The 24361-nt window shown below is 62.1% G+C and carries 17 protein-coding genes; 13 read left to right on the top strand and 4 right to left on the bottom strand.

Annotated features, from left to right (window positions below; genetic code table 11):
• Positions 1-74 precede the first annotated feature (74 nt).
• The 13 genes from C5F75_RS17990 to C5F75_RS18050 all read left to right on the top strand — a co-directional run bounded on the left by C5F75_RS17990 (position 75) and on the right by C5F75_RS18050 (position 19695).
• Entirely contained in the window at positions 75-278 is a 204-nt protein-coding gene (locus C5F75_RS17990; RefSeq protein WP_011694854.1) for a hypothetical protein, read from the top strand.
• A gap of 42 nt (positions 279-320) precedes the next feature.
• Entirely contained in the window at positions 321-2435 is a 2115-nt protein-coding gene (locus C5F75_RS17995) for a phosphocholine-specific phospholipase C (protein WP_104012515.1), read from the top strand.
• Between the two features lie 817 nt (positions 2436-3252).
• The gene (locus C5F75_RS18005; RefSeq protein WP_104012542.1) at positions 3253-5607 is read left to right on the top strand and encodes a type VI secretion system Vgr family protein; all 2355 of its coding nucleotides are present in this window, start codon (positions 3253-3255) and stop codon (positions 5605-5607) included.
• A gap of 76 nt (positions 5608-5683) precedes the next feature.
• Positions 5684-8053 (top strand): hypothetical protein, encoded by a 2370-nt coding sequence (locus C5F75_RS18010; RefSeq protein ID WP_316252118.1) that lies wholly within the window; start codon positions 5684-5686, stop codon positions 8051-8053.
• Entirely contained in the window at positions 8017-8682 is a 666-nt protein-coding gene (locus tag C5F75_RS36385; protein ID WP_146075213.1) for a hypothetical protein, read from the top strand. Before C5F75_RS18010 ends, C5F75_RS36385 begins: the two co-directional genes overlap by 37 nt.
• Before the next feature lie 89 nt (positions 8683-8771).
• Entirely contained in the window at positions 8772-9032 is a 261-nt protein-coding gene (locus tag C5F75_RS18015; RefSeq protein WP_081059280.1) for a PAAR domain-containing protein, read from the top strand.
• A complete protein-coding gene (locus tag C5F75_RS18020) occupies positions 9032-10330 on the top strand; it encodes a hypothetical protein (protein WP_059575462.1) in 1299 nt (432 codons plus the stop codon). Before C5F75_RS18015 ends, C5F75_RS18020 begins: the two co-directional genes overlap by 1 nt.
• Positions 10278-13841, top strand: a complete 3564-nt coding sequence (locus C5F75_RS18025; protein WP_258048567.1) for an ImcF-related family protein — start codon at positions 10278-10280, stop codon at positions 13839-13841. Before C5F75_RS18020 ends, C5F75_RS18025 begins: the two co-directional genes overlap by 53 nt.
• Before the next feature lie 23 nt (positions 13842-13864).
• Positions 13865-15691: a type VI secretion system baseplate subunit TssF gene (tssF, locus tag C5F75_RS18030; protein WP_089465813.1), complete on the top strand. Its 1827-nt coding sequence runs from the start codon at positions 13865-13867 to the stop codon at positions 15689-15691.
• Between the two features lie 20 nt (positions 15692-15711).
• Complete coding sequence (gene tssJ, locus C5F75_RS18035) at positions 15712-16218, top strand: type VI secretion system lipoprotein TssJ (protein WP_104012518.1); 507 nt, start codon at positions 15712-15714, stop codon at positions 16216-16218.
• A gap of 250 nt (positions 16219-16468) precedes the next feature.
• A complete protein-coding gene (locus C5F75_RS18040; protein WP_089465749.1) occupies positions 16469-17611 on the top strand; it encodes a DUF2827 domain-containing protein in 1143 nt (380 codons plus the stop codon).
• A 791-nt stretch (positions 17612-18402) separates the two neighbouring features.
• Positions 18403-19206 (top strand): EAL domain-containing protein, encoded by an 804-nt coding sequence (locus tag C5F75_RS18045; protein ID WP_059575453.1) that lies wholly within the window; start codon positions 18403-18405, stop codon positions 19204-19206.
• Between the two features lie 72 nt (positions 19207-19278).
• Entirely contained in the window at positions 19279-19695 is a 417-nt protein-coding gene (locus tag C5F75_RS18050) for a hypothetical protein (RefSeq protein WP_059575451.1), read from the top strand.
• A 24-nt stretch (positions 19696-19719) separates the two neighbouring features.
• Here C5F75_RS18050 and C5F75_RS18055 read toward each other — a convergent pair whose 3' ends face one another.
• The 4 genes from C5F75_RS18055 to C5F75_RS18070 form a co-directional block, all read right to left on the bottom strand.
• Positions 19720-20856 carry a DUF2827 family protein gene (locus C5F75_RS18055; RefSeq protein WP_060315308.1) on the bottom strand — a complete coding sequence of 379 codons (1137 nt, stop codon included), beginning with the start codon at positions 20854-20856 and terminating at the stop codon, positions 19720-19722.
• Positions 20857-20884: 28 nt separating this feature from the next.
• Positions 20885-22039 carry a DUF2827 domain-containing protein gene (locus tag C5F75_RS18060; RefSeq protein ID WP_104012519.1) on the bottom strand — a complete coding sequence of 385 codons (1155 nt, stop codon included), beginning with the start codon at positions 22037-22039 and terminating at the stop codon, positions 20885-20887.
• Positions 22040-22053: 14 nt separating this feature from the next.
• Positions 22054-23199 carry a DUF2827 domain-containing protein gene (locus tag C5F75_RS18065; protein WP_104012520.1) on the bottom strand — a complete coding sequence of 382 codons (1146 nt, stop codon included), beginning with the start codon at positions 23197-23199 and terminating at the stop codon, positions 22054-22056.
• A gap of 389 nt (positions 23200-23588) precedes the next feature.
• Positions 23589-24257: an OmpA family protein gene (locus C5F75_RS18070; RefSeq protein ID WP_104012521.1), complete on the bottom strand. Its 669-nt coding sequence runs from the start codon at positions 24255-24257 to the stop codon at positions 23589-23591.
• Between the last annotated feature and the right edge of the window lie 104 nt (positions 24258-24361).

Here is a 24361-nt window from a genome sequence, read left to right on the forward strand (position 1 = left end):
CATAGCATCTCGGCGTCGATATGACCGGCGCGGGTTCGCGCCGCGTCACGTCATCATCCCCACGGAGAACCGTTATGCGAACGTCGGCCCTACGGCCTTTCGCGGTCGTCGGTCTGATCGCGCTGACCGCCGTCCTCGGCGCCTGCAACGACGACCTGACCGCACCCGCCGCGCCCGTCGCGCAGCAGAAGGCCGCGTGCGGCGGCGCCGTGGTCGCCACCGCGCAGATGCGGTGCCCGCCGGGTTTCACCGCGCCTGCTTCGTCGCCTGCTTCCTGATACCGGCCGTTTCCACCAGAAATCCCATCAAGAGCAATCAGCATGGCCACTCATTCACGACGCGACTTTCTGAAGTTCTCGGCCGGCCTCGCCGGCGCGACCGCCGCCACCGCACTGCTGCCGGAATCGATCCGCAAGGCGCTGGCGATCGAGCCGAACACCGTGACGGGCACGATCCAGGATGTGCAGCACATCGTCGTGTTCATGCAGGAGAACCGCTCGTTCGACCACTACCTCGGTCACCTGAGCGGCGTGCGCGGCTACAACGACCGCTTCCCGGTCACGCTGCCGAACGGCAAGCCGGTGTGGTTCCAGCCGCGTCAGGAAGACAAGTCGAGCGTGATCGCGCCGTTTCGCTACGACACGACCAACCCGGGCGTCAACGCGCAATGTATCGGCGGCCTCCCGCACACGTGGGCGACGACGCACGGTGCGATCGACAACGGCCGCGCGGACCAGTGGGCCGTGCAGAAGTCGAACATGACGATGGGCTATCACGTTCGCGACGACATCCCGTTCCATTACGCGCTCGCGGATGCGTTCACGGTGTGCGACAACTACTTCTGCTCGATTCCCGGCAACACGCACCCGAACCGCATGTACCTGATGACGGGCATGGTCGATCCGCTCGGCACGGGCGGTGGCCCGCTGCTCGACAACACCGACTATATCGACAATCAGTTCGACAAGGTTCAGCTCCCGCCCTTCAACTGGACGACCTACCCGGAACGGCTCGAAAAAGCCGGCATCTCGTGGCAGATCTACCAGCAGGGCACCGGGTTCGACAATTTCACCGGCAACTACGGCACGAACATGCTCGCGTGCTTCAGCAACTTCGTGAACGCGCCGGCCGGTTCGTCGCTGCAGAAGCGCGGGATGAGCACGCGTCCGATCACGCAACTGAAGGCCGACGTGCAGGCGAATGCGCTGCCGCAGGTGTCGTGGCTGCTGCCGCCCGCCGCGTATTCCGAGCATCCGAAGTTCACGCCGCTGTACGGCGCGTACTATCTTTCGACGATCCTCGATGCGCTGACGTCCAACCCGGACGTGTGGAGCAAGACGGTCCTGCTCGTCATGTACGACGAGAACGACGGCTTCTTCGATCATGTCGTGCCGCCGTCTGCGCCGACGCTGCCGGGCTCGGGCATGAGCACGGTGGACGTGGCGCTCGAGCGGCACGACGTCGTGACCGCCACGCAAGCCGGCACCTATACGGCCGACAACCTGCCGTACGGCCTCGGCCCGCGCGTGCCGATGTTCGTCGTGTCGCCGTGGTCGAAGGGCGGCTTCGTCTGCTCGCAGGTGTTCGATCACACGTCGGTGCTGCAATTCATCGAGAAGCGCTTCGGCGTGATGGAAACGAACATCTCGCCGTGGCGCCGCGCGATCTGCGGCGACCTGACGTCGGCGCTCGACTTCTCGAAATCGGATGCGACGGTGCCGGCCCTGCCGAACACGCAGGCGTATGTCGCGCAGGCGGATCTGCAATGCTCGCGCGCGTCGTCGCAGACCGCGCCGGCCAGCACCGCGCAGCAGGTCGTGACCGCGCAGGAACCGGGCACGCGGCCGGCGCGCGCGCTACCGTACGAATTGCATGTCACCGGCCAGTTGCAGCCGCAAGGCTACGCGCTGACGTTCGCGAATACCGGCACGCAGGGCGCGCACTTCTGGGTCTACACGGGCGACCTGTCCGCGATGCCGCGCCGCTATACGGTCGAAGCGGGCAAGCAGCTGATCGATACGTGGGCGCTCGATGCGAACGGCAACTACCTGGTGAGCGTGTGGGGGCCGAACGGCTATTTCCGGCGTTTCGCGGGTTCGGCTGCCGCGGATGCCGCTGCCAAGCCTGAAATCACGCCGTGCTATGACACCGCGAATGGCGACGTTTACGTGACGATCGCCAATGCGGGCGCCAGCCCGCTCACGGTCACGGCGACCGATGTCGCGTACGGCGGCGCGGCGCGCACGCTGACGATTCCGGCCGGGCAGCGCGTCGAAGCGCACTGGGACCTGTCGTGCAGCAGCCACTGGTACGATCTGCAGTTCGCGGTGGCGGGCAATGCCGGCTGGGTGCGCCGCATCGCGGGGCACGTCGAGACCGGTAAGCCGAGCATCACCGACCCGGCCGCCGTGGCGCCGACGATCGCGGCGATCTGACGGTAACCGACGCGCGCCGGCTGGTTGAATCCACCCGGCGCGGGAGTTTGCGGTTCCGATTCCGAAGCGGCGGCTTCAGTGCGGCGGTTCGCCGTCGTGCGCCATCGTCCGCGCGCGTGGCGGGCCACATCCGTTGGTCATGCTCGATGTAGCGGTCCGCACGGCGAAACAGCCTGGGCGTGTCGAGGCTGACGAGATCGGCCACGCCTTCGCCGTGCAACCGCCCGTCGCGCTCCATCGCGCGCATGAATGCAGCGGGTTGCCATCGCTGGCATAGACGCTCGACCTGTCCTGCCGTGCGGCGATCGTGGTCATCATGTCGCGCGGCATCGCATCGTTACGTTCGGTGCGCCAGAACGCGATCACGCCCGAGTTGAACGCCCGCCGGCCGATATCTTGCGCGAGCAGCCAGTCAGATCCTTCGAGCAGCCGCTCGACGACATACCGGCAGAGCGATTAGGGGCGACGGATTGTACGAACCGGTGCTGCGTGATGTGTGTCGTGTTGCTTTGCAGCAGGTACCAGCCACCAACTTTCGGTGTTCGTTAATTTTCCAGTAATTCCATTGAAATAAAAATCATCGCATGGATATCTCTCGGAATATTCTGATATTGCATTCTTGACGGAAAATTGCGAGATTTTAACGATTCGCAAACCTAATTTCCTTGTCGTTGATTTGATTTTGAAATTTCGTATTTGTCTCATGGATTTCATTATGAAAATTTGCTTAACTCGGGAAAATTCGACGGCATCGTATCCCTGAGTTCGTAGCGAATGGGGCGTGCCGATGTATGCAACCCGTCATGCAACGGTGGCCATGCGAACCATTCAGGACGTGCTCCAACACCCGAGCGCGATCGTTACCCAGTCTCTTCATCTCGAGATCGCGACGCTTGCTTCCGCGCTCTCCGTGTTCGAATTCACGCTCACTGAGGCGATGAACACGCCGTTTCTGGCCGACATCACGGTCACGTCTCCAGACAAGCATATCGACGGCGCGGCCACCGTCGGGCGGCCGGCGATCTTCACGATCGACGAGCATGCATCGGTGCCGTCCCTGCCGGGATTGATCGACCCCGTGCGCCACACCGCTCGCACAGTGCACGGCGTCGTCACGCAGTGGACGCGAATCAAGACCACGCGTGACGAGGCAACCTATCAGCTTCATTTGAAGCCGCGGTTCGCGCTGCTCGAATCGGTGCACGACTCGGCCGTGTTTCTCGACCGATCCTTGCGCGAGTTGCTCACCGACGTGATCGTCGATCGCAGTCTGTTCCAGTCCTTCGACGTCGAGTTCGAGCTGGAAGGGCTTGACGGGAAGTTCGAACAAACCGTGATGTACGAAGAGACGGTCGCGAACTTTATCGATCGGCATTGCCGCCGCGCGGGCGTCTACTACTACTTCAAACAGGCGAAGAAAGAGGACGGCCCCCAACGCGACACGTTGGTGTTCGGCAATACGGCGCGAGGCTATGTGCGGGCGCTCGAAGTGCCGTTGCTGCCGCACTCCGGCCTGACGAGTTGGCACGAGGCGATTCTGACGTTGGAAGCCACGCGCGCGCTGGTGCCACAGACGGTACGCGAATGGGACCACAACTATCGCATCCCCGACGATCCGTTGCAGGTCGAATCGGTCGTGGCCGACGACGATCGATCGGTCTATGGGAGCGTGAACCGCGGCATCGAGCATTTCCATTCGATCGAAGAGGGGCAGGCGCTGGCCGATGCGCGGCGTGACGAACTGCGCACGCGGCAGATGCGGCTCGCGGGCACGAGTAACGTGATCGGCATGGCGCCTGGCATGGTGGTGCGGATAACTAATGACGTAGTGCCCGAGGCGCCGCACGGGATCGTGATCACGAAGCTCGTTACGACCGGTAGCCGCAGCCAGTCGGTGATCAATACCTTCGAAGCAATCCCGGCGCATCAGACCTATCGGCCCGAATACGTTCCTGAAAGGCATTGGCGATGGATCACCGGGATGCTGATCGGTGTGGTCGAGTCCGTCGATGACGAACCGTACGCATGGATGGACGAATATGGCCGCTATCGCGTCAGGCTCCTGTTCACCCGGCACAGCGGCAAGCGTGGCACGAACAGCATGCCGTTGCGGCTGCTGCGCGCGTCCGCGTCGTATCAGGGTGGCTTGCACATCCCCTTATTGTCAAGAACGGAGGTGCGCATTGTCCCGACGCAAGGCAATTGCGATCGGTTGCTGATTGCCGGGGCGGTTCATGACTACGCCCGGCGGGATCCGGTGCATGGCAAGGAGGGCTGGTATAGCCGTGCGGTGTTCCGTTCACCGTTGCTTGGCAACAAGCTGCGCTTCGAAGACCTGAAAAATCACGAGGGCGTTCGGTTGGCGACGGTGTTCGGGAAGTCGTCGCTCAACATGGGCTATCTGGTCGACACGGAGAAGTACAAGCGCGGCGAGGGCTTCGAACTGACCACGCAGCACTGGGGCGCGGTGCGCGCGCCGAAGGGGTTGTTTTTGTCGGCGGACGCGGCAGCCGGCTCCGAGACGCCGCATCTCGATATGCCTGCCGCGATTGCGCAGCTCAAGGCAGCATTACAGCGTGTAACGGACCTTGCGGCAGCGACGACGCAGGCCAAGGCCGACCCTGCTGACCGTGCGGCGCAGGCGGCGCTGCTCGACGGCCTGAATCAGCTTCGCGACGCGGGGCTGCTTGCGAGTGCTCCCGGCGGCATGGCGTTCGTGACAGCGAAATCGACGCAGCACTCGGCAGGCGAGAACGTGATCGTCACCGCAGGCCGGGATATGGACGTGAGCATCGTCAAGCGACTGCGCATGGTGGCGGGGGACCTGATTTCGCTGTGCGCGCACAAGTTTGGACTGAATTTTGTCGCGGCGAAGGGCAAGGTCATGATGGCGGCGCTTACGGACGGGATGGATTTGTTCGCGAAACAGCAGATGCGCGTCGCGAGCCAAAGTGCGGACGTCCAGGTGTCGGCCAAGTCGAAGATCACGCTCAACAGCGGTGGTGCTTCGCTCGTAATCGAAAATGGCAACATGACATTTCACTGTCCCGGCGCCTTCACGATAAAGGCGGCGTCATTTTCGTTTCAGGGGCCGGACAACGTCACAACACCATTGCCATCGCTACCGCAGACGAGCCTGAAGATTTCTGACCGGTACTCGTCGTCCCACTGAAGCCATGATCATCAGCCCTCCCTTCCTGCCCATATCGGGCACGACGTCTACTGATGCGTCGAAGACGGACCCTATGATGGATGTCGTCGATCAGTTCGAGATTGGTCATCATGGAGTCTATCCCGTTGCTTTCGACCGGCGCTTTCACTGCGGCATTCATCTGGATCCGGGCGAGCAGCACGAACCGGTGCGCGCAATTGCCGATGGCGATGTGGTCGCGTATCGCGTTTGCAAAAGCGCTTTGTCTGATGGCGCGAAAGATCCGACTGGACAACCGTTGCTGAACTCGAATGCTGGATTTGTCTTGCTCAGACATAAGACCGATACAGGACATGGGCGAGCGATTACATTTTACTCACTATATATGCATTTGCTGGACATGACGGAACAGGAGCGGCTTGCTCCTCAGCCGACCAATCCGCCAGCAGAGGGATCGATGAATGCCCTGCCTGAATGGTTGCTCGATACGGCAGGCGGCAAAGACGGGATCGTTCAGTTGGGCGGCACAAAGAAGGTGTACCGCAAGGACATGCTCGGTTATGTCGGTCAGCACCAGGGAGTGCGGCATCTGCATTTTGAAGTTTTCATGTCGGACACCGACTTTACAGCCTGGTTTGATCAGGACGGCCACAAGGTTCAACTGGGTGAGAGGAATCCTGTTCAGCCTGCGTCGAGTGACTACTGGGGGCATTCCTATTTTGTCATTAAGGGACCACATGATTTTATCGCGCAGCCCGCGGGTATGGCGGACGACTGGTTTCCGCGTCTGCCAGGCGGTTCAATTGGTGAACAAGACATCCTTTATGTGGAAGCATGGTTCAACAAGGGGCGGCGCTACACATGCGCGTGGATCGACCGTGGTAGCAGCGGCAACGTTATTCTGCTTACAAAGGTTCCGGTTGCTGACCCGTACGACGGAGAAACAGGGCAGTATGAGTACGACCTGTATGATCGAGCGGTAGCACTTTATTCAGAGTGTCCCAGCGATGGCTATGAAATGCTGCGCTTTGGGCGAATTCTTTCACGTACGGTGGTGACGGGGGAGGCCCCTGCTACTTGGGTAGCGGTGCCAATCGACGAGAACGGGACGCAAGGATATGTCAACATCGCTGCCGACAAGATCATCAAATTGTCGGATGCCGACTTTCCGTTCTTCAAGGGTTGGCAAAAAGTTGACGAAAGCAATACGCCGTTTAATCGGGATGGGTTATGCGGATACGATGAGCTTTGTCGTCTGACCGGCGTTACTGATCCACAGGCAACGTTCGGAATGATCCAGCCGCTCGAATACGACGGTAACAACAACGATAGTGCCAATCAGCTGCTCGCTGGCTATGTGCGGAATGCAGAGGGTGTGCGCACAAAGCTCAGGGGGCTGGTGTTCAACGCGCGCAGCGAGTGGGATCCGTCGGACAACGACGATCGCTATCGAGGTCTGAATGAACCAGATGGATTCTTTGGCAAGCAGAAAGATACCAACCCGGATGGCTATGCCTTGTTTATTGAATTTCTCGGAAAATTCCAGTTTCTTGACAGGTTGCCATCCGAGGAATCGCTAGCAAAAGAGAAGCTCTGGTATTTTCATCCGCTCGAATTTATTCGGCATTTCAGGAAATGCGGATGGCTTGGTAAGAGGGAGATGCTCCAGCTTATACCGGATCATGTTATTAGAAAGCCAGGCTCACATAACTCCCCATCTCAAGGAGTATGGGAGTCACCGAATCCAGATCACGCTTCGTCTTTGCTTGATAGGTTTGGGTTGGGTTTGAACGATTCGATGAGGAAGTTCAAGCTTGACACCCCTATTCGACAGGCGTGTTTTATAGCAAATGCCACACAAGAAACAGGGTGGTTCCGCTATCTTGCGGAAGGGAATCGCAATGATAGTGCAACAGACCTGCACAACGGTTGGTTTGGTCGGGGTTTTTTGCAGTTGACAAATCCTAACGGAAATATGGGCGGCGGAAATAATAACTACTATAAATATTTTAAATTTATTGGTCGACACCCGACTCTGCCGCCGGGGGCGCAGGAGTTGCAGTGGCGAAATGAGGTTGCAAGAGATGCTTATCATGCGAGTCATAGTGCAGGTGCTTATTGGGTTTGGTCTGGGAAATCGATGCCTACGGTGAACAATCCGTCTCGACCGCGGGTGGATAGTGCAAATAAATATGCAGATGAGATGGGTGTGAACGAAAGAAGGGTAATTCGAACAAACGCCGGAATTAAGGTGTGGTATTACAACCAATCCTTTGCGAATTGTGCTGCAGCAGTGAACTATCCGGGTGCTACGGGCAAAAACCCACCAAACATGAATGGTCTGGTAGATCGATCGACGTCGCTGACTAATGCGTTAATGGTTTTGACCGATATTGCGATTTTCAAGGGGGCAAATCAGGAAGATCTAACGTGGCCGGAAAACTTCACAAGACGGAAGTTGCCGTGAGAAATATTTTTTGGATGTTGTTGGCTTTTTTGGGGCTCGGTGGGGCCGCGAATAGTGAGTCGGTTTCTACTGGTCATGTCAATTATCGGGATAATGTATCTCTGCTGAAAAATCGGTGCGGATATGTTCTCGGCGAGAGTATATCGTCAAAGGTAGTCGATTCTTCGGTGGGTGTAAATAATGAAATCATATCATTTGATTTTTATCTTGTGATGGCGCTGGATAAGAGGGCTATACGCGGGAAGCTGTCGTTTAGTTGTTTTATGGCTGAATCGGGTGTGTCGGGTTCAAGTGTTGTGAATAACACCACCGCGGTCGACGAAATTGCTTTGGAAGATTCTGGGGGGCGATATGTGCGTAATATCGTGTGGCAAAGGAAATATGAAGGAAGGGGATGGGATGGAACCATTTCCTACGTTGATTCGATATATGGCGATCGAGAGAGATTGACTGTTCCTGATTATTTCTTAATATGCCCTGACGCAATACATTACCCATGTTTCTCGTTTGAAATTGTGGGACAGAGGCTTGACAAGAAGGAAATCGATCGAATTCCGGTGGCGCTTGGCGGAATTGAAGTTGTTGCATTGCGATCGACGGCTCCTGAAAGAGACGACGGGGATCGATAGATTGTCATCCGCGATTAATTTGTCCCTGAGCTTCGGTACGCGGTGTGCTGGAAACTCCAAAAATCCCTATTCAACTAGATAGCCAGTATATGCAATCTCCTATTCGCAAAGGTGACAAGCTCGAACATGGCGGTGAAGTTACCAGCGGCTCGCCGTGGACGACGTTCATGGACAGGCCGCTTGCACGTAAAGGCGACGATGCGACCTGCGACCTGCATGGTCCGACCGTCATCGACGAGGGCGCGGACAAGTATCCCGATCGCGATGAGAAGTTGTTCGCGCTGGACGGCCATCGCTGCACGTGCGGTTGTCGATTGATTTCGTCGCTACCGAACGTCCACTTCGAGTAGTGCCGGTCGATCTCTCTCCCGCCGGACGCCCCAGCGCGTATCCGGCCAGGATGCGTTTCAGGCCGTGGGCATTAACTTGGTTCGTGTGTAATGTGTTCGGCCCGGTGGTCATTTTGCTGGCGTGGCCGAAAAGCGAGCCCGCGAGCGGCCTTAGGTTTTGGGGCTTGATTAGTGGGGTACCCAACGGACTGTTTCTGGTCCTGCTCGGCTTTGGCCGCGCAGGCTACGAGGGGCTATGGTATCGCGCATACTGGCGCAACCATCATCGTGACCGCTGGCTTGCGAAAAAGATCGGGTTTGCGCAGCGACCGCTTTATGTACTCGACGCAGGCTATTGCCTGCCACTTGGTGGGACATCTCTGTCCGATGTTCTGATAGGGAAACGCTCCATCATGAAGGTGCAAGCCCCGCGGCACGGTTCAGGAAAGGTTTTGTGCAATCGCTTTGAGGACAACGACCCGCTACTGGACGCCCCGTCCAATGATCCGCCGCTGGACGCTTCCTCCATGGCGGATGAAGAGGAAAGTCCAACTGCTGCCGTACCGAAGAAGGCCGATCCGGTGGTGCAGATGATTCGCGTTGCGCTTGAGCCTCTCGCTGAAAGCATTCAGGCACTGACTCGATACGAAAGGGCATATTGGCCTCAAGTGCGCGTATTGGCCGAGTCGGACATCGCGGACGTGCGTTTGACCCAGGTTCGTGCCGCGATGCATCTGGTGGCGTTTCCGCCCTTGGAAGTCCAGGCCGTTCCGGCTGCCGACGCGTTGCTTGTGGCCGATGTATGGCTCGACGCGCATGAATCCCGTCCGCTCCTCGTCATCGCTACGACGTGGTACGACGATGACATCGACGAGAGCCTTGCCGAGGGATGTGTGGCCGCGTTGCTTGATGCCGGCTATTTCGGGCTTCCGCAGGAGGTCCGTAGAAAGGCTGCGCTACATAGGCCCGTTGCGGGTGATTCCGCCGAACCGGAATATGGTTTCGCGAATTCCGCGATCTGGGGCAAAGCCGACGCCGCCTCGGTGACGCGCGCGTGGATAACGCGGCCGGTTGAAAACTGTGACCGCGCGTTGAACGCCGCCGGGTTTGTGGTTGCAGCGAAAGACGCTGCGCAGAGTCGGTTGGATCGTATTGTTGGCGACATGCGGGCAGCGAACGGTCTGCTGGCGATCGCCGCGGCGATCGAGTCCGGTGCCAGTGACGGACCGCAACTCGTCGTCGATGGCTCGCAGTCGGCCATCCTCTATGTTTTACCTCGAGATCAAACGGCTTCTCCGCATGTCGATATCCAAAAATAATCTACAAAACACGCAGCCTAGAGCGGCCTTAACCGACGACGCTCAGAGCCGGGTCGCAGTCTGGGGGCTGCCTCTTGCCGTCTTGGTTATTGCCGTTTCAGCGCTCGTGCTGGTTTGGTTCCATGGCGAGCGCCTCGGCGTCCCCGATGGCACGCCTCGTACACTGGCATTGATCGGTATTCCGGTATTGCTGGTTGTCATCGTGATCATTCATCTGATGGCGATATCGACTTGCGCATATGCGGGCGCAGCCAAACTGTTTCGTCTGCAAACCGGTGAGAAGGAAGCTGCTTCAACGACGGGACGGCAGTTCAAACGCGATGCGCGTCTGCAACGTCTGGTCGAGGAACTACGGGTATCGCAGGGCCGGCGCTGGCGATACCGATCACCGTGGCTGATGGTGAGCGGCGCTGACACGCTGGTCGATCAGGTCGCGCCGGGCCTGAAGTGCGCGGGTGCGATGCCCGTCGGCGACGTGATCCTCGTGCACGCGGCGCCGGACGACATCGACGCGGGCGTGTGGCGTCGGCAGATCCGTAAGCTGCGGAGCAGACGGCCTGTCGACGGCGTCGTGCAGGTCACGCATGCGGACGAGCGCGTTAGCGAACTGCCGCGCGCACTCGCCACGCTTGCCGCGGACATCGGCTGGGCCGCGCCTGTCACGTTCCTGCATCCAGTGCCCGCGGCGAACGGCCGCCCGGAAGCATTCGATGCGATCGGCGCATTTCCGGAGCCGGTGGTCGGTGCTAGTCGGCTTCTCGTCTTACGCGATCAACTCGCTGCGATCGAGCGTAGTACGGCGGACACGGGCGTTCGGCTTTGTGCGGCATCGACACGCATCACATATTTAGCCGAAATCTCGCAATACATCGAAAAGCAGCACGAGCAAATCGTCGCCGGCTGGCAGGCGCTCGTTGATTCGCACTGGGCGCGCGCGCCGCTGACGGGCGTCATGTTCGCTCCCGTATTCGCGACGACAGCCACCATGCCGACGCCGGTGCCGATTGCTGCGGGCGCGAGCGCAACGGCGCCGACCCTCCCGACCGATTTCCCGCCGCAACCGGCCGCACTGCTACCCGCGTGGCGCGCAATCGCCAGTCGGCGACGCATTGGCCAGCGGGTGGGCTTCTACTGGCCGGATGCGCTGGCGATAGGCGTGACAGTTGCGGCGATAGCGTGGTGCGCATGGATGACCATATCGTTCGTCGGCAACCGGCAACTCATGCGCGAAGCGGAAGCGGCGGCTCGCGCAGCGGTCGATGCACGGCCGCAAACCGCTATCGCCTTGCGCGCGCAGCTTGCGCTGCAACAGTTGATCGAAAAGCTCGAATACCGGCAACGGCATGGCGCACCGTGGTATCTGCGCGCGGGTCTGTCGCACAATGCCGATGTTCTCGGCAGTCTGTGGCAACCGTACCGAATCGCCGCGACTCGCAACTTGCAGGCGCCTGTTGTGAAAACGATCGGCGAGCTGTTGGTGGCAGCCGATCGGATGCGCGCCGACAGCCTTCAATCACAGGACGCACGCAGCAGTACCTACAATGCGCTCAAGGCTTATCTGATGCTCGGTGATCCATCTCGCGCCGAATCTGCATTTCTGAAGCATCAACTCACAGCTCTGTGGAAGAGGCCGCCGGAAATGCCTTCGGGCGAGCGTGACGATATCGGCCGACGGCTCGCAGCGTTTTACGCCGATCATCTGAAAGCGCATCCGGAATGGCGAATTGCGACGGACGATCGCGTCGTGACAGCGACTCGCAACATGCTGGTGACGCAGATGGGACTCGCGTCAGCCGACGACACGGTCTACCGGCGCATTATTGACGACGTCGAGAACAAGTACGCCGACGCGTCGCTCGAGACGCTGCTGAATGGCGCCGATGCACGTGGGATGTTCACCGCGTCGCAGACGGTGCCGGGGATTTATACGCGCGCAGCGTGGAACGGCATGATCGCCGCGGCAATCGACAAGGCCGCCGGGGAGTACCAAAGCAGTGGCGACTGGGTGTTGGCGAGCACGCAGCCGTCTCGGACGACGGGGCACACGCGCGCGGCCGACATGATCCGGTCTAAAGCGCCCGCCGAGGAACTGAAGCAGCGGCTGACGGCGCGTTATTTTGACGAGTACACGGTTGCGTGGCAGCGCATGCTCAACAGTATGCAATGGCAGCCGGCATCCAATCTCGGCGGTGCGGTGGCACAGCTTTCGCGGCTCGCGGATGCACAGACCTCGCCGTTGATCGCGCTGATGAAATCCGTGCAATATCAGGCCCAGGCGGGCCGCCCGTCGCAGGCGCTGGTTGACACGCTGATGCGCAAGGCGCAAGACCTGATCGGCACGGACGAGCAGGCAGGGGCGGCCGTCGTCAGCCCGCTCGACAAGCCGTTCGGTCCGCTGCTCATGCTGATGAGCGACACGGGCGCGTCGCCGGCCGCTGCAAACGCGAAGAGCGCTCTGCCGGCCGGTATCGCGCTGACCGGTGTGAGCCTGTCGCGCTACCTGACGGCAGTCACGACGATGCGGCTGAAGTTGCAGCAGATTTCCGGCAGTCCGGATGCGCAGGCGATGGCGCGTTCGCTCGCGCAGGCGGTGTTCCAGGGGAAGTTGTCGGAGCTGTCCCAAGCACGCGATGACGCGGCGCTGACGGCCGCAAGTCTGGGCGCGGCATGGGCGGGTTTTGGCGATGCGGTGTTTGCGCAGCCGCTCGAGGCCGCATGGCAGACGATTCTGCAGCCGGCCGCAGCGAGCCTGAACGACGCATGGCGAGCCAGCGTTGCCGCGCCCTTCAACGCGGCGATGAGCGGCCGCTATCCGTTCTTCGATACGCAGGCCGATGCATCCTTCGCTGAGCTTGGCCGCTATGTTCGGCCCGACACCGGATTGATTTCGCGTTTCGTCACTACACAACTGGCCGGCGTGATGAAGCTGGAGGGCGATCACTGGGCGCCGAACGAGTTTGCGCCGCAGGCGCTGCAGTTCGACCCGAAATTCCTGAGCGCCGTCCGGCAGCTGTCGACGGTGGGCGCGCAGCTCTACTTGCAGGGCGACGCGGGACAGAAATTCGAAATGATGGCCCTGCCGACGCCAGAGGTAACACGCTCGGAACTGTCGATCGACGGCAAGCAGATCGTCTATTTCAATCAGCAGGAACGCTGGACGCCGCTGGCGTGGCCAGGCAATGGCCTGAACGGACACGCGGGGCTCACGTGGCAGACGCTCGACGCGGGCCTGCGGCAGGCGTTTGATTCGACCGGCGATTGGGCGTTCCTGCGTCTGCTGAGCAAGGCGGACGTCAAGCAGCTTGATAGCACGCGCTATCGGCTCACGTGGAACACCGGGAGCAGCGAGCCGCTTTCGTATGTGCTGCGCACACAGGTCGGCGCCGGGCCGATTGGCCTGCTGAAACTGCGCGGATTCCGAATGCCCGATCGCATTTTCATCGTCGGCAACGCCGGTGTCGTGTCTACCATGCCGCTCCTGCCGCCGCTGCCACAGGATCTCCAGCCATGAGTGAAGGCAAAAACGAACCGGTGATGCCCGAAGGCGTTGGCTTCGGCGCGGAGGACGATCCGTACCTGCGCTACTTCGATGCCGAGATGCGCTACCTGCGCGAAGCGGCGCGGGAATTTGCGAAGGAACAGCCGCAAGGCGCCCGCCGTGTGGGAATGACGATGATGCCCGGTGCACTCCACGACAGTGTCGAGCAGACTTACGCGGGCTTCGCTTTCCTCACGAGCCGGCTGCGCATGAAGCTCGACGACGCCTATTCGGAAATCACCGATCCGCTGATCGACCACCTTTGGCCGCATGCGGGTCGCACGATTCCGTCGCTGGCGATCCTTGCGTGCATGCCCCGCACCGGCGAGGCGCGGATTCTCGATACGTTGCCGCCGGGGCTACAGGTTCATTCGACACCGGTCGGCCAGGACGGGACGATATGCGTTTATCGGACCACTCAGGCGGTAAGCCTGTTGCCGCTCGGCGTGCGCGAGGCGGGTGCGCGTATGCGCGAGGACGGTCACACGGTGATTCGGCTCGCGTTCGACCTGCTGCACCGCGAGCAGCGGTTGCTGGATGACCTGTCACGTATCCGGCTTTACCTGCATGGCGACCGGCCGACCGCATCCGCGCTGTACGCAGTGTTCACGCGCCAGGTCGAGTCGATCGGCGTGCGCATGCCGCGCCTGCTCGACGGCCAGCTACAGCCGCGTCCGGCGATGAAGTTCGAGGCGGCCGGCTTTGGCGCACAGGAGCGACTGTGGCCGGTCGATCACGACGCACGCGACGCCGCTCTCGATCGCGAGCAGACGATGCTCGAATATTTCGCGTTCCCCGAGAAGTTCCACTTCGTCGACTTGTGCGGTTTCGACGCGGCGAGTGTGCCACCGGGCGAAACGCGTCTTGAATTCGAAATCGTGATCCGGGATCGGATACCCGGTGACGCCACGTTCGGCGCGGACAATATCCGGTTGTTCTGCACGCCGGTGATCAATCTGTTCGAACTGGACGCGCAGGCAATCCGGCCCAACGGACACGATCGCGACTATCCGGTGCTCCCTCCCAGGTCGGCGGGCGAGCACGTCGAGCCCTACGATGCGCTGTCGGTCGTGGCGACCGATCCGCGCACCGCCAATCAATACGCGTATCGGTCGATCAAGGAATTCCGTCACCGCGGCGGGATGATGCGGCACGAATCGCCGGATCGCTACTACCACGCGTCGATTCGGCAAGGCGTGACCGGCCAGCGCGAGATGGTCGTGACGTTGGGCGGGCATCCATGGGATGAGCCGGGCAGCTTGCCGGACGCGCACGTGACGGTCCGGGTATTGGCAAACAATGGCCGATTGCCGCGCATGGCCCTGCGTGAATCGACGATTGCCACGCGTGCTTCGACCTTTAACGGTGTCGAGCGCGTATGCAACCTGACGGCCCCGACGATGCCGCTGTATCCGCCGCGCGGACGCGACTATGACTGGCGGGTGATTTCTCACTTCAACGCGGCAGGCACAACCGAGCTGAACATGATGGACGCGAACGTGCTGCGCGGCGCGCTGTCGTTGTACGACTGGACGCGACAGGACGATAACCGGCGACGTATCGAGGCGATCCATTACGTGTGGCTCGACGAGGAAACGGAACGGGTGGGTATGCGCGTCGATCGCATCGTGAATGTGAACGTAGGTATCGAGCCGTCGGGTTTCGCCGGGCCGGGCGACGTCGCGCTATTCGGCGACGTACTCAGCCGCTTCGTAGGCCGCTACGCGTGTTGCCACTTTGCAGTGCGGCTCGTTCTGTACGAAGGCGTCGGGGGGCCGATTCGGCGCTATCCGTGCGTGAGCAAGAAGGGAGACTGGTTGTGATACCGAGAAACCATCGGAGGATGCGAAGCATTCGACTGGTAGCGGTCGGTGCGCTGATGGTCGCGGCGATGTCCGGCTGCGGCATGTGGCAGTCGGTGATGGATACGGCGGTCGATACGACGCGCGCGGTATTCGTCGCGAAGGTCAAGCAGATGAATCTGGTGATCGAAAGTCGTTCCGCGCTCAACGAAAATGAGCAGGGTCAATCATTACCGGTTGTGGTGCGCGTTTACCAGCTGAAAGACGCGAAGGTCTTCGAAAAAGCGCGTTACGCCCAGTTGCTCGATGACGATAGAGCGTTACTGAGGGCCGATCTGCTCGGCAGTATGGAAACCACGCTCGGGCCTGGCGCCACGGTGAAGCTGTCGGCGCCCATGGCGGATGATGCGCAAGTTGTCGGTGTCGCGGGATTCTTCCGTAACCAAGCCGGTGCCGAATGGCAACTGCTAATCCCGAAATCGCAATGGAAGAAATCCGATCCCGTCAAGCTGGTCGTGACGGGCGATCGGATGGAGCTGGTTCCATGAACGAGGTGCGGTTTCGGGAGCTTGATCGTCGGCGACGGAATCCCTGATGGTGAGAGTTAACTCGGCCATGTCTGGCGCACAACGGGCTCTTCTTCCATTGAAAAGCGCTCCGGACCGGCCGCTGACCATCCCTGACAGTGTGCGGCCGGCGCTCCGCTAGAATGCCGGATTGCCGCCGCTTGACGCAGGCGGCGCTTCGCGCGCTACACTGCGCCATGCCATCCCCGTTCAACTTTCCATCCTGCCGACGATGACGTCTCCTGTCCTGACCGGCCTGCGCATCGGCATCACGATCGGATTGCGTGCCCCCGACGAAAGCCTGTGGATCAACGGCATCAAGCAGAACGCGCTGTTCCTCGCGAAGCTGCTGATGGCGTCGCCGCACGGCTACCGCGTGACGCTGGTCAACACGACCGACGTGCCGCTGACCGACGCCTTGCCGTGGGATCGCGGCATGTACGACACGCGCGCGTTCGCCGACATGAAGGACGCGCTCGACGTGATGATCGAGCTTGGCGGGCAAATCGACGGCGAGCAGACGGCCTACCTGAAAGCGCGCGGCGTGAAGCTCGTCAGCTATTGCTGCGGCGTCGAGTACATCAACGCGATGGAGTCGATGCTGTTCGGCCGCCGGCTGTGGGATTCGCTGTTCATCAACCGCGGCTACGACGAGGTATGGGCAATTCCGCAGATTGCGCCGTCGTCGCTGCCGTTCCTGCAGTCGCTGCGCCGCTGCCCGGGGCGCGTCGTGCCGTTCGTGTGGGATCCGATGTTCCTGACCGAACGCGCGCAGTCGCTGCCCGAGCACGGCGAATACCGGCCGCGCAGCGAGCCCGGCAAGCGGCTCACGGTGATGGAGCCGAACCACAACGTCGTGAAGTTCTGCGTGTATCCGATGCTGATCATCGACGAAGCGTATCGCCGCGACCCGGACGCGATCTGCTTCACGCACGTGACGAACGCCGATCGCCTCGCACACGACAGCCCGGAGTTCGTGATGCTGATGAACTATCTCGACATCGTGCGCGCGGGCAAGGCGAGCTTCGTCGGGCGTTTCGATACGCCGCTGTTCCTGGCCGACCTGACCGATATCGTCGTGTCGCACCAGTGGTCGAACCCGCTCAACTATTTCTATTTCGACGTGTGCTGGCAGGGCTATCCGCTGGTGCACAACGCGAGCCTCGCGCCCGATCTCGGCTACTACTATCCGGACAACGACGTGCAGCAAGGCGCCGATGCGCTGCTGCGCGCGCTGCATACGCACGACCACGACTGGCAGGCGTACACGCGGCGCCAGCGCGAGATCCTCGGCCGTTACACGTCGTCGAATCCGGCGCTCGTCGCCGAGTACGACGCGCTGCTCGCGAACCTGATCGGCGCGACGGCTGCCTGAAGCCGATTTTCCGCGGTACCGGTTCGTTGCGGCCCGCGCGCCGTCTGCCACCGCCGGGTTTGTCCCGCCCTCATGTCTGACGAAATCATGCCGTTAAAAAAGAAACCGCCGAACGCGATCGGTTCGACGGTTTTCGAAGGCACGAAATTGACGGCTCCGAGGGAAGTCCGTCAAAAACAAGTTTATAGGTTAACAAGTTGGAAAGATTGTTAAACATGTTTCAATCCATAATCTTCATATAATTGAGGTTTGTATTATTGATTAAATGAAGATTGATTCCGCATGGAATTTTAATAATATCGTTTGAAACGTGAAAATTGAATGCCGCGATGATCGAATGGCGGGCGGAAACGGGTTTCTCGCGGGGCGGGTCGTGTATGGGGAACGGTGTTTCACCGCGGCCTGTCGCGCGTGATCGGTACTTCACGGCACGGTATTGGTCAGATCAATTGACGGTGCTCTGGTTCTCGAGACGGGGAATTCGCGAAGAGACGATTCAGATAAAACTGTTTCGACGAAAAAGATAAACGACTCAAGCTTCGGGTTCTTTTGATTCGGGTTGTGTAACCTGTCGCACTGTCGGCATCGCGCGTGCGTGATGTATTTCAGGTAACCGAATATCGCAAAAAATATCGAATTTGACGGCGCCGCAGCGAACAGTCCGCTCCCCGGAAAAATCGACATGACAGGATGGGCCGGGTAGGGCGGCGGAGCGCGTCGAGGTCGGCTCGTTCCGCTGATGTGTTGAGGTCGAGCCGCGATCGGCGGCTCGCCATTTGCCGGAGCGCCGGATGAATGCGGTCGAAGCTCGCCAGGAGGCGAATCGGAAAGCGAATCGCGACGAAATCGACCGCGTGTTCGGCGCGCGCGACGATCATCCCGACCTCGCGTCGGTACGCAGTTTCGTCGAAAGCCGGCTCGGATTCGCGCGCGAGCCCGTGTGCCGCGCCGACCTGTCGGGCGGCGTGCTGTACCAGGAATGCCTGGCGCGGCTGCGATGGGGCGAGCGCGACGCGCTGCCGCCGCTCGCCTTCCTGCCGCGCCTCGAAGCGCTCGGGCTGATGCGCTGGTTCGATCGGTTGGTGGTCGGCCGGATGATCGACGCGCTGCGCGCCGATCCCGGTGCCGTGTACGGGTGCAACATCGCGGCGGCCAGTGCGGTCGTGGATGACGCGTGGCTCGCGATCTTCAGGCGGCTCGAGTGCGAGCCGTCGGTGGCGGCGCGGCTGGTGGTCGAAATCACGGAGACGGGGCCGCTGAACCCTGTCGCGGGCCGGTCGTTCGTGGACCGCCTCCGGCGCGCCGGGTGCCGGATCGCGATCGACGATTTCGGTGTCGGTTTCAGTGCATTGAACAATCTGGTGGTCGGCAATCCCGACATCGTGAAGCTCGACCGCTCGATTCTGTCGATGATCAAGCGCAACGCGATCGGGCGATACCGGTTTCGCCGGTTGATCGCGTTTGCGCATGAAGGTGCGCGGCACGTCGTCGTCGAGGGTGTGGAAAGCGAGATGGACCGGCAGATCATCGTGGATGCCGGCGTCGCGTGGGCGCAGGGTATCCGCTTTTCGTGGCGGTCGCCGGCCGCCGCGTGATCGCGGGAACGGGCAGGGCGGTGCGCGGGATGCGCGTCGGGGGCGGGACGAATCGCAAAAAGGGGCGTGGAGATGGCGGAGACGAAAGCCGGAGGCGGAACGGGCACGCAGGCAACCGATGTGCGCGGCCTGATCGCCCTCGCCGAACTGGCCGACATGCTGGGGCAACTGGGCGCCGAGTCGCCCGATGCCCCGATCGATGTCGCGCCCTATCTCGACGGCCTGACGACCGTCGCGCGCCGCATTCAGCGGATGAACCCGCTCGACGCGGGCGGCCGCGAGCTGGCGGCGCGGCACTATTACGCGGGCGTCATTGCCGGCGCGTGCGGTGACGAGTCGGCGATCGCGCGCGGCGTATGCGACAGCCTCGTCAGGCAATCGGGCCGCGCGGGCCGGTCGGCAGCCCGTTGTTTCGCGGTGCTCGCGCGCATCGGACGGCGGCACGGCCGCGCGTTCGCCGCGCAAAGCGGCGATCGGGTACGCGTGTAACGCGACGGGCGCGTGCGATCGCAATCAGCCGAGCGGGCGATCGGCGAACAGGTGTTGGATCTGCGTGGAATAGGCACGCACGTTGTGCTCGGCGAGCGCGTCGACCTGGTGCAGGCAGCGTCGGGCGGCGGCTGCGTAGTCGATGAGCCGTGCGTCGTGCGTCTGCGCGGCGGTCGCGATCGCGCGCGCCGCATCGAAGATCTCGAAGTCCGGATAGTAGTAGCCGACGTCGCGCAGGAACGGCGAGTTGTGCACGAGCGGGTAGTTGCCGTACAGCGCGTCGTACAGCAGGTAGTTCAGGCCGTTTTCCCAGTGGTGCGACACGACGATGTCGGTGTGATGCGCGGCCCACGCGACGAACGGCGCGCGCACGTCGGCGGTGGCCTTGCCGTCGCGCACCATCTCGAGCCCGAGCGCGAGATGCTTGAAGGCGACGTTCTCCTTCTTGTCGAACGTGTTGGTCATGTACACGTGCTCGACGAGCTCCGGATGGTCGACGTAGCACGCGTTCGCGGCGAGCATCGGCACGATCGCGCTCTTCACGACGTTCAGGTTCGGCTCGAAGAACGCGATGCGCTTGGCCGGGCCGTGGTTGCGATAGCCGAAGCGCGCCTTTAGTTCAGGATCGGCGTCGAGGCTGCGTTCGATGAAATACGGCGACCAGATATGCGGCAGCTCGATCACCGGCGCGCGGTACACGGCCTGGAAATACGCGGCGCACGTATGCATGTGCTGCGGATTGGTCCAGATCTCGTCGAACTGCACGCGGTGCGGGTTCGGTCGCCAGTCGTTCTTCTCGAAGTTGATCGTCTCGACCGCGATCACGTAGTCGTTGCCGAAGCGGTACGACACGCACTTGCCGCCGCGCCGGCGCACGACGTCCGTGTGCGACGGGTCGATGAACGCGTTCATCTCGATCAGCAGGTCGGTCTGGTGGACAACGGCCGACAGCGGCCGCAGCGCGTCGCCGAACGCGTCCATCATCAACGCCTGCGGATACTCGGTGACGCCGTCGTCGTGCGCGAGCCAGACCTCGCCGATCAGCGGCGACTGCTTCAGCAGCATGTACAGGTACACGCAGTGCTGGTTCGCGCCGTTGTACCAGATCGACTGCGTCGCGTCGCGCTGGACGTTCATCGTTATCGCGACATTGAGTTTCATCGGATCGGCTCCGTGGGGCGGGGACGGGTCACGCGTCGCGATAGAGCGTGGCGATCGCGTCGGTATAGGCCGCGACGTTGTCGGGGTTGTAGATGCTGACCGAGTCGAGCACGTGCCTCGACTGCTCGCGGTACGCGTCGAGATTCGCGTCGTGCTCGGCGAACGCCTGCAGCAGCGCGCGGCCGCCCGCCTGGCAGTCGAAGTCCGGATAGAAATACCCGGCCTTGCCGAGGAACGGCGAGTTGTGGATCAGCGGATAGTCGCCGTACAGCAGCTCGTAATACAGGTAGTTCTGCGCGTTCTCCCACGTGTGCGACACCACCGCGTCGCCGTACGCGGCCATGAACTCGTACACCGCGTAGCGGCTTTCGAACGTCGTGATGCCGTGGTTCACGATGTCGAGGCTCTTCGCGAAGTGCACGAAAGTCGGGTGTTCCTTCAGGTGCAGCGTGTTGCATACGCGCACGAATTCGAGGAACGCCGGCTTAGCGCGATACGCTTCCTCGGTCACGAGCATCGGGATGATGCTCGTCTTTACCATGCAGATGTTCGGTTCGAACATCGTCACGCGCCACCGGGGCTTGCCGGGCTGATAGCCGAACGACAAACCGGCGCCGAGCGTCGCGCGCGCCTTGTCGAACAGCATCGGATGCCAGATGTGCGGGACGATCGTGACCGGTGCGCGCAGGCCCGTCTGGTAGTAGTGCAGGCACGAGCGCTCGAATTCGGGAATCGTCCACACCGCGTCGTACGGCGCGCCCGAGAACAGGAAGCCCGACGGCTTGTCGAACATCGCGCGCTCGATGTCGATCACGTAGTCGTTGCCCACCCGCATCGTGACGACCTTGCCGCCGCGCTCGCGGAACGCGCGCAGGTAGTCCGCGCCGAATTGCGCGCTCATCTCGATCAGCACGTCGCAGCGCTCGAGCGCTTCGTCCATCGACAGCAGCGGCACGTTCCACTCGCCGAGCATCATCTGCGGATCGGCGACCTGTTCGCCGCCGTTGACCATCACGGCATCCGCGACGAGCGGCGACTGGCGCAGCAGCAGGATCAGCAGCAGGCAGTTCTGGAAAATGCCGTTTTCCCACAGCGACTGGCCGGCGCCGCGCACGAACAGCGACACGCCGACGACGAGGCGCTTGCCCTCGCCGGGCGCTTGACGGGCATTGGAGTCCGACATGCGTATGCTCCGGTTCAGGCGACCAGACGCGAGACGAACGCGTCGAGGTTCGCGGGGTTGTCGATCGAGACCGACTGCAGCAGCCGGCCGGCTTTCGCGCGGTAGTCGTCGAGGCGTTCGTCGTGATGCAGCCACGCTTCGAGCAGCGCGCGGCCGCCGGCGGCCGAATCGAAGTCCGGGTAGTAATAGCCGGCGTCGCCAATGAGCGTCGAGTTGTGGATCAGCGGATAGCCGCCGTACAGCACGTCGTAATACAGATAGTTCTGCCCGTTTTCCCAATGGTGCGACACGACCGCATCCGCGTGGCGCGCCATGAAGCCCGGCAGGTCGAGCCGCGGTTCGAACGTCGCCTTGTGCTGGCGCACGAGATCGAGGCTGTTCGCGAAGTGCAGGAAGGTCGGATGTTCCTTCATGTGCATCGAGTTGACGACGAACATGTGTTGCACCGCATCAGGCCGCGCGCGGTAGAAAGCGTCGCACGCGAGCATCGGGTAGTGACAGGACTTCGCGACCGAGATGTTCGGCTCGAGCGTCGCGAGCCTCCACGGCCGCTGGCCGGGCCGATAGCCGAACGTCGCGCCTTCGTCGGCGAGCGTGGCCACGCGGCGCTCGAGGAAGTACGGCGACCAGATGTGCGGCATCAGGTGAACAGGTGCGCGCAGGATCGTTCGCAGCATCGGCGCGGCGGTCTTGTCGTATTGCGGCAGCAGCCATACTTCGTCGAACGGCGCGCCGTTGAACACGTGCCCCGACGGTTTCCCGAAGATCGGCGTCTCGCACAGGCCCGCATACACGTGCCCGCAGAAGAACGCGGTGATCTTCTTGCCGAGCGCCTTCATGTGCCGCAGCCATTCGACCGGCAACTGCGCGCCCATTTCGATCACGACGTCGAGTTCGTGCGTGACGTCGGCGGGTTTCACGAGCGGGATGTCGAGGCCGTCGAGTTCGAGCCCGGCCGGCAGTGCAGTGGCGTCGCCGCCGTTCAGGAAATAGACGGGGCCGACGCGGTCCGAGCGCTTGAGCATCATCGCGAGGAACGCGATGTTCTGGTGGATGCCGTTTTCCCAGATCGCCTGGCCGTCGCGCGCAAACAGCGAGATGCCGACCGCCGGCCGTTGCTTGCGGGTGCCGCCCGCGGCGGCTTCATTGATGTCCGTCACCGGTTGGTTTCCTCTGCGGCGTCGTGCGTCCGGGCATCGCGTCGAGCGTCTGGCCGGCAGCGGCGCGCCGTGGGTTGTCATGGTTGGATTCGCGCCGGTGCGCCGCGGTGTGCGAATCGGGCGACGAGATTCGCGAAGGCGGCAGCCGGATGCCGGCGTGTCGCCGGGCACGCCCGGCACGGCGCGCGTCGGGCAGGCTGCCCCGGCGACTGTCTGCGGCGATTGTGGCATGGAAACCGCCGTTTTTGGCAGGGCGTGACGAACTTTGACATAGCCGATGGCCAACGGGGACGGGCGCCGGCGAAGCGGCGCCCGGTGGTCCGGCGGAATTCCGGCGCGGCGGGTGCGGCCCGCCGGATAGCGCGGCCGCATGGGCGGCCGCAGGCGGCTCAGTGCTGCAGTCGGATTTCGACGCGGCGGTTGCTGGCGCGGCCTTCCGGCGTCGCGTTGGACGCGACCGGATCGGCCTTGCCGCGGCCCGACACCGTCATCGAATCGGTCTTCAGCCCATGCGCCTTCAAATAGGCGGCGACCGATTCGGCGCGGCGCTTCGACAGTGCGAGGTTATAGTCGTCGCTGCCCACCGAATTGGTGAAGCCGGTGACCGTCACCAGCGAGTACGTGCGGTCGGCACGCTCGCTCAGCAGCCGGTCGAGCGATTCGCGCGCGGTCGGTGCGAGCGTCGCGTGGTCGGTCGCGAACAGCGCGTCGCCCGACAGGTTCACGCGCTCGACGACGGCGGCAGCGGGTGCGGGTGTGGCGGCCGAGGCCGCTTCGGCCTGTGCGACGCCGCACTGGAAGACCAGCGTGGCCGGATCGGATTGGTCGCGCAGCGCGCGGGCCGAATCGACGGCGCGCACGGGCTCGTCGCCGCAGATCTTGCGGGCGGCTTTCATGCAGGTCTGCGGGCCCGACAGCAGGCCGTGGCAGTCCACCTGGAAGGTGCGCACGCCGTCGCGCGGCTGCAGTTCGGAGGCGCTGAAGGTCGGGCCGGATGCGGTCGAGCACGCGGCGAGGGCCGTTGTGGAAAGCGCGAGCGCAAGAGCGAGTTTGTTCACGGTTACATCCTCAATGCTTGGGTTGACTGAAGCCCGCCACGGGTTGCGCGGCGGGCTCGTCTGGCCGTCGGGGCCGCCGCGGGCCGCACGGCCGGCGAGCTGGG

It is taken from the genome of Burkholderia anthinoferrum, assembly GCF_002925705.1.
Lineage (GTDB): Bacteria > Pseudomonadota > Gammaproteobacteria > Burkholderiales > Burkholderiaceae > Burkholderia > Burkholderia semiarida.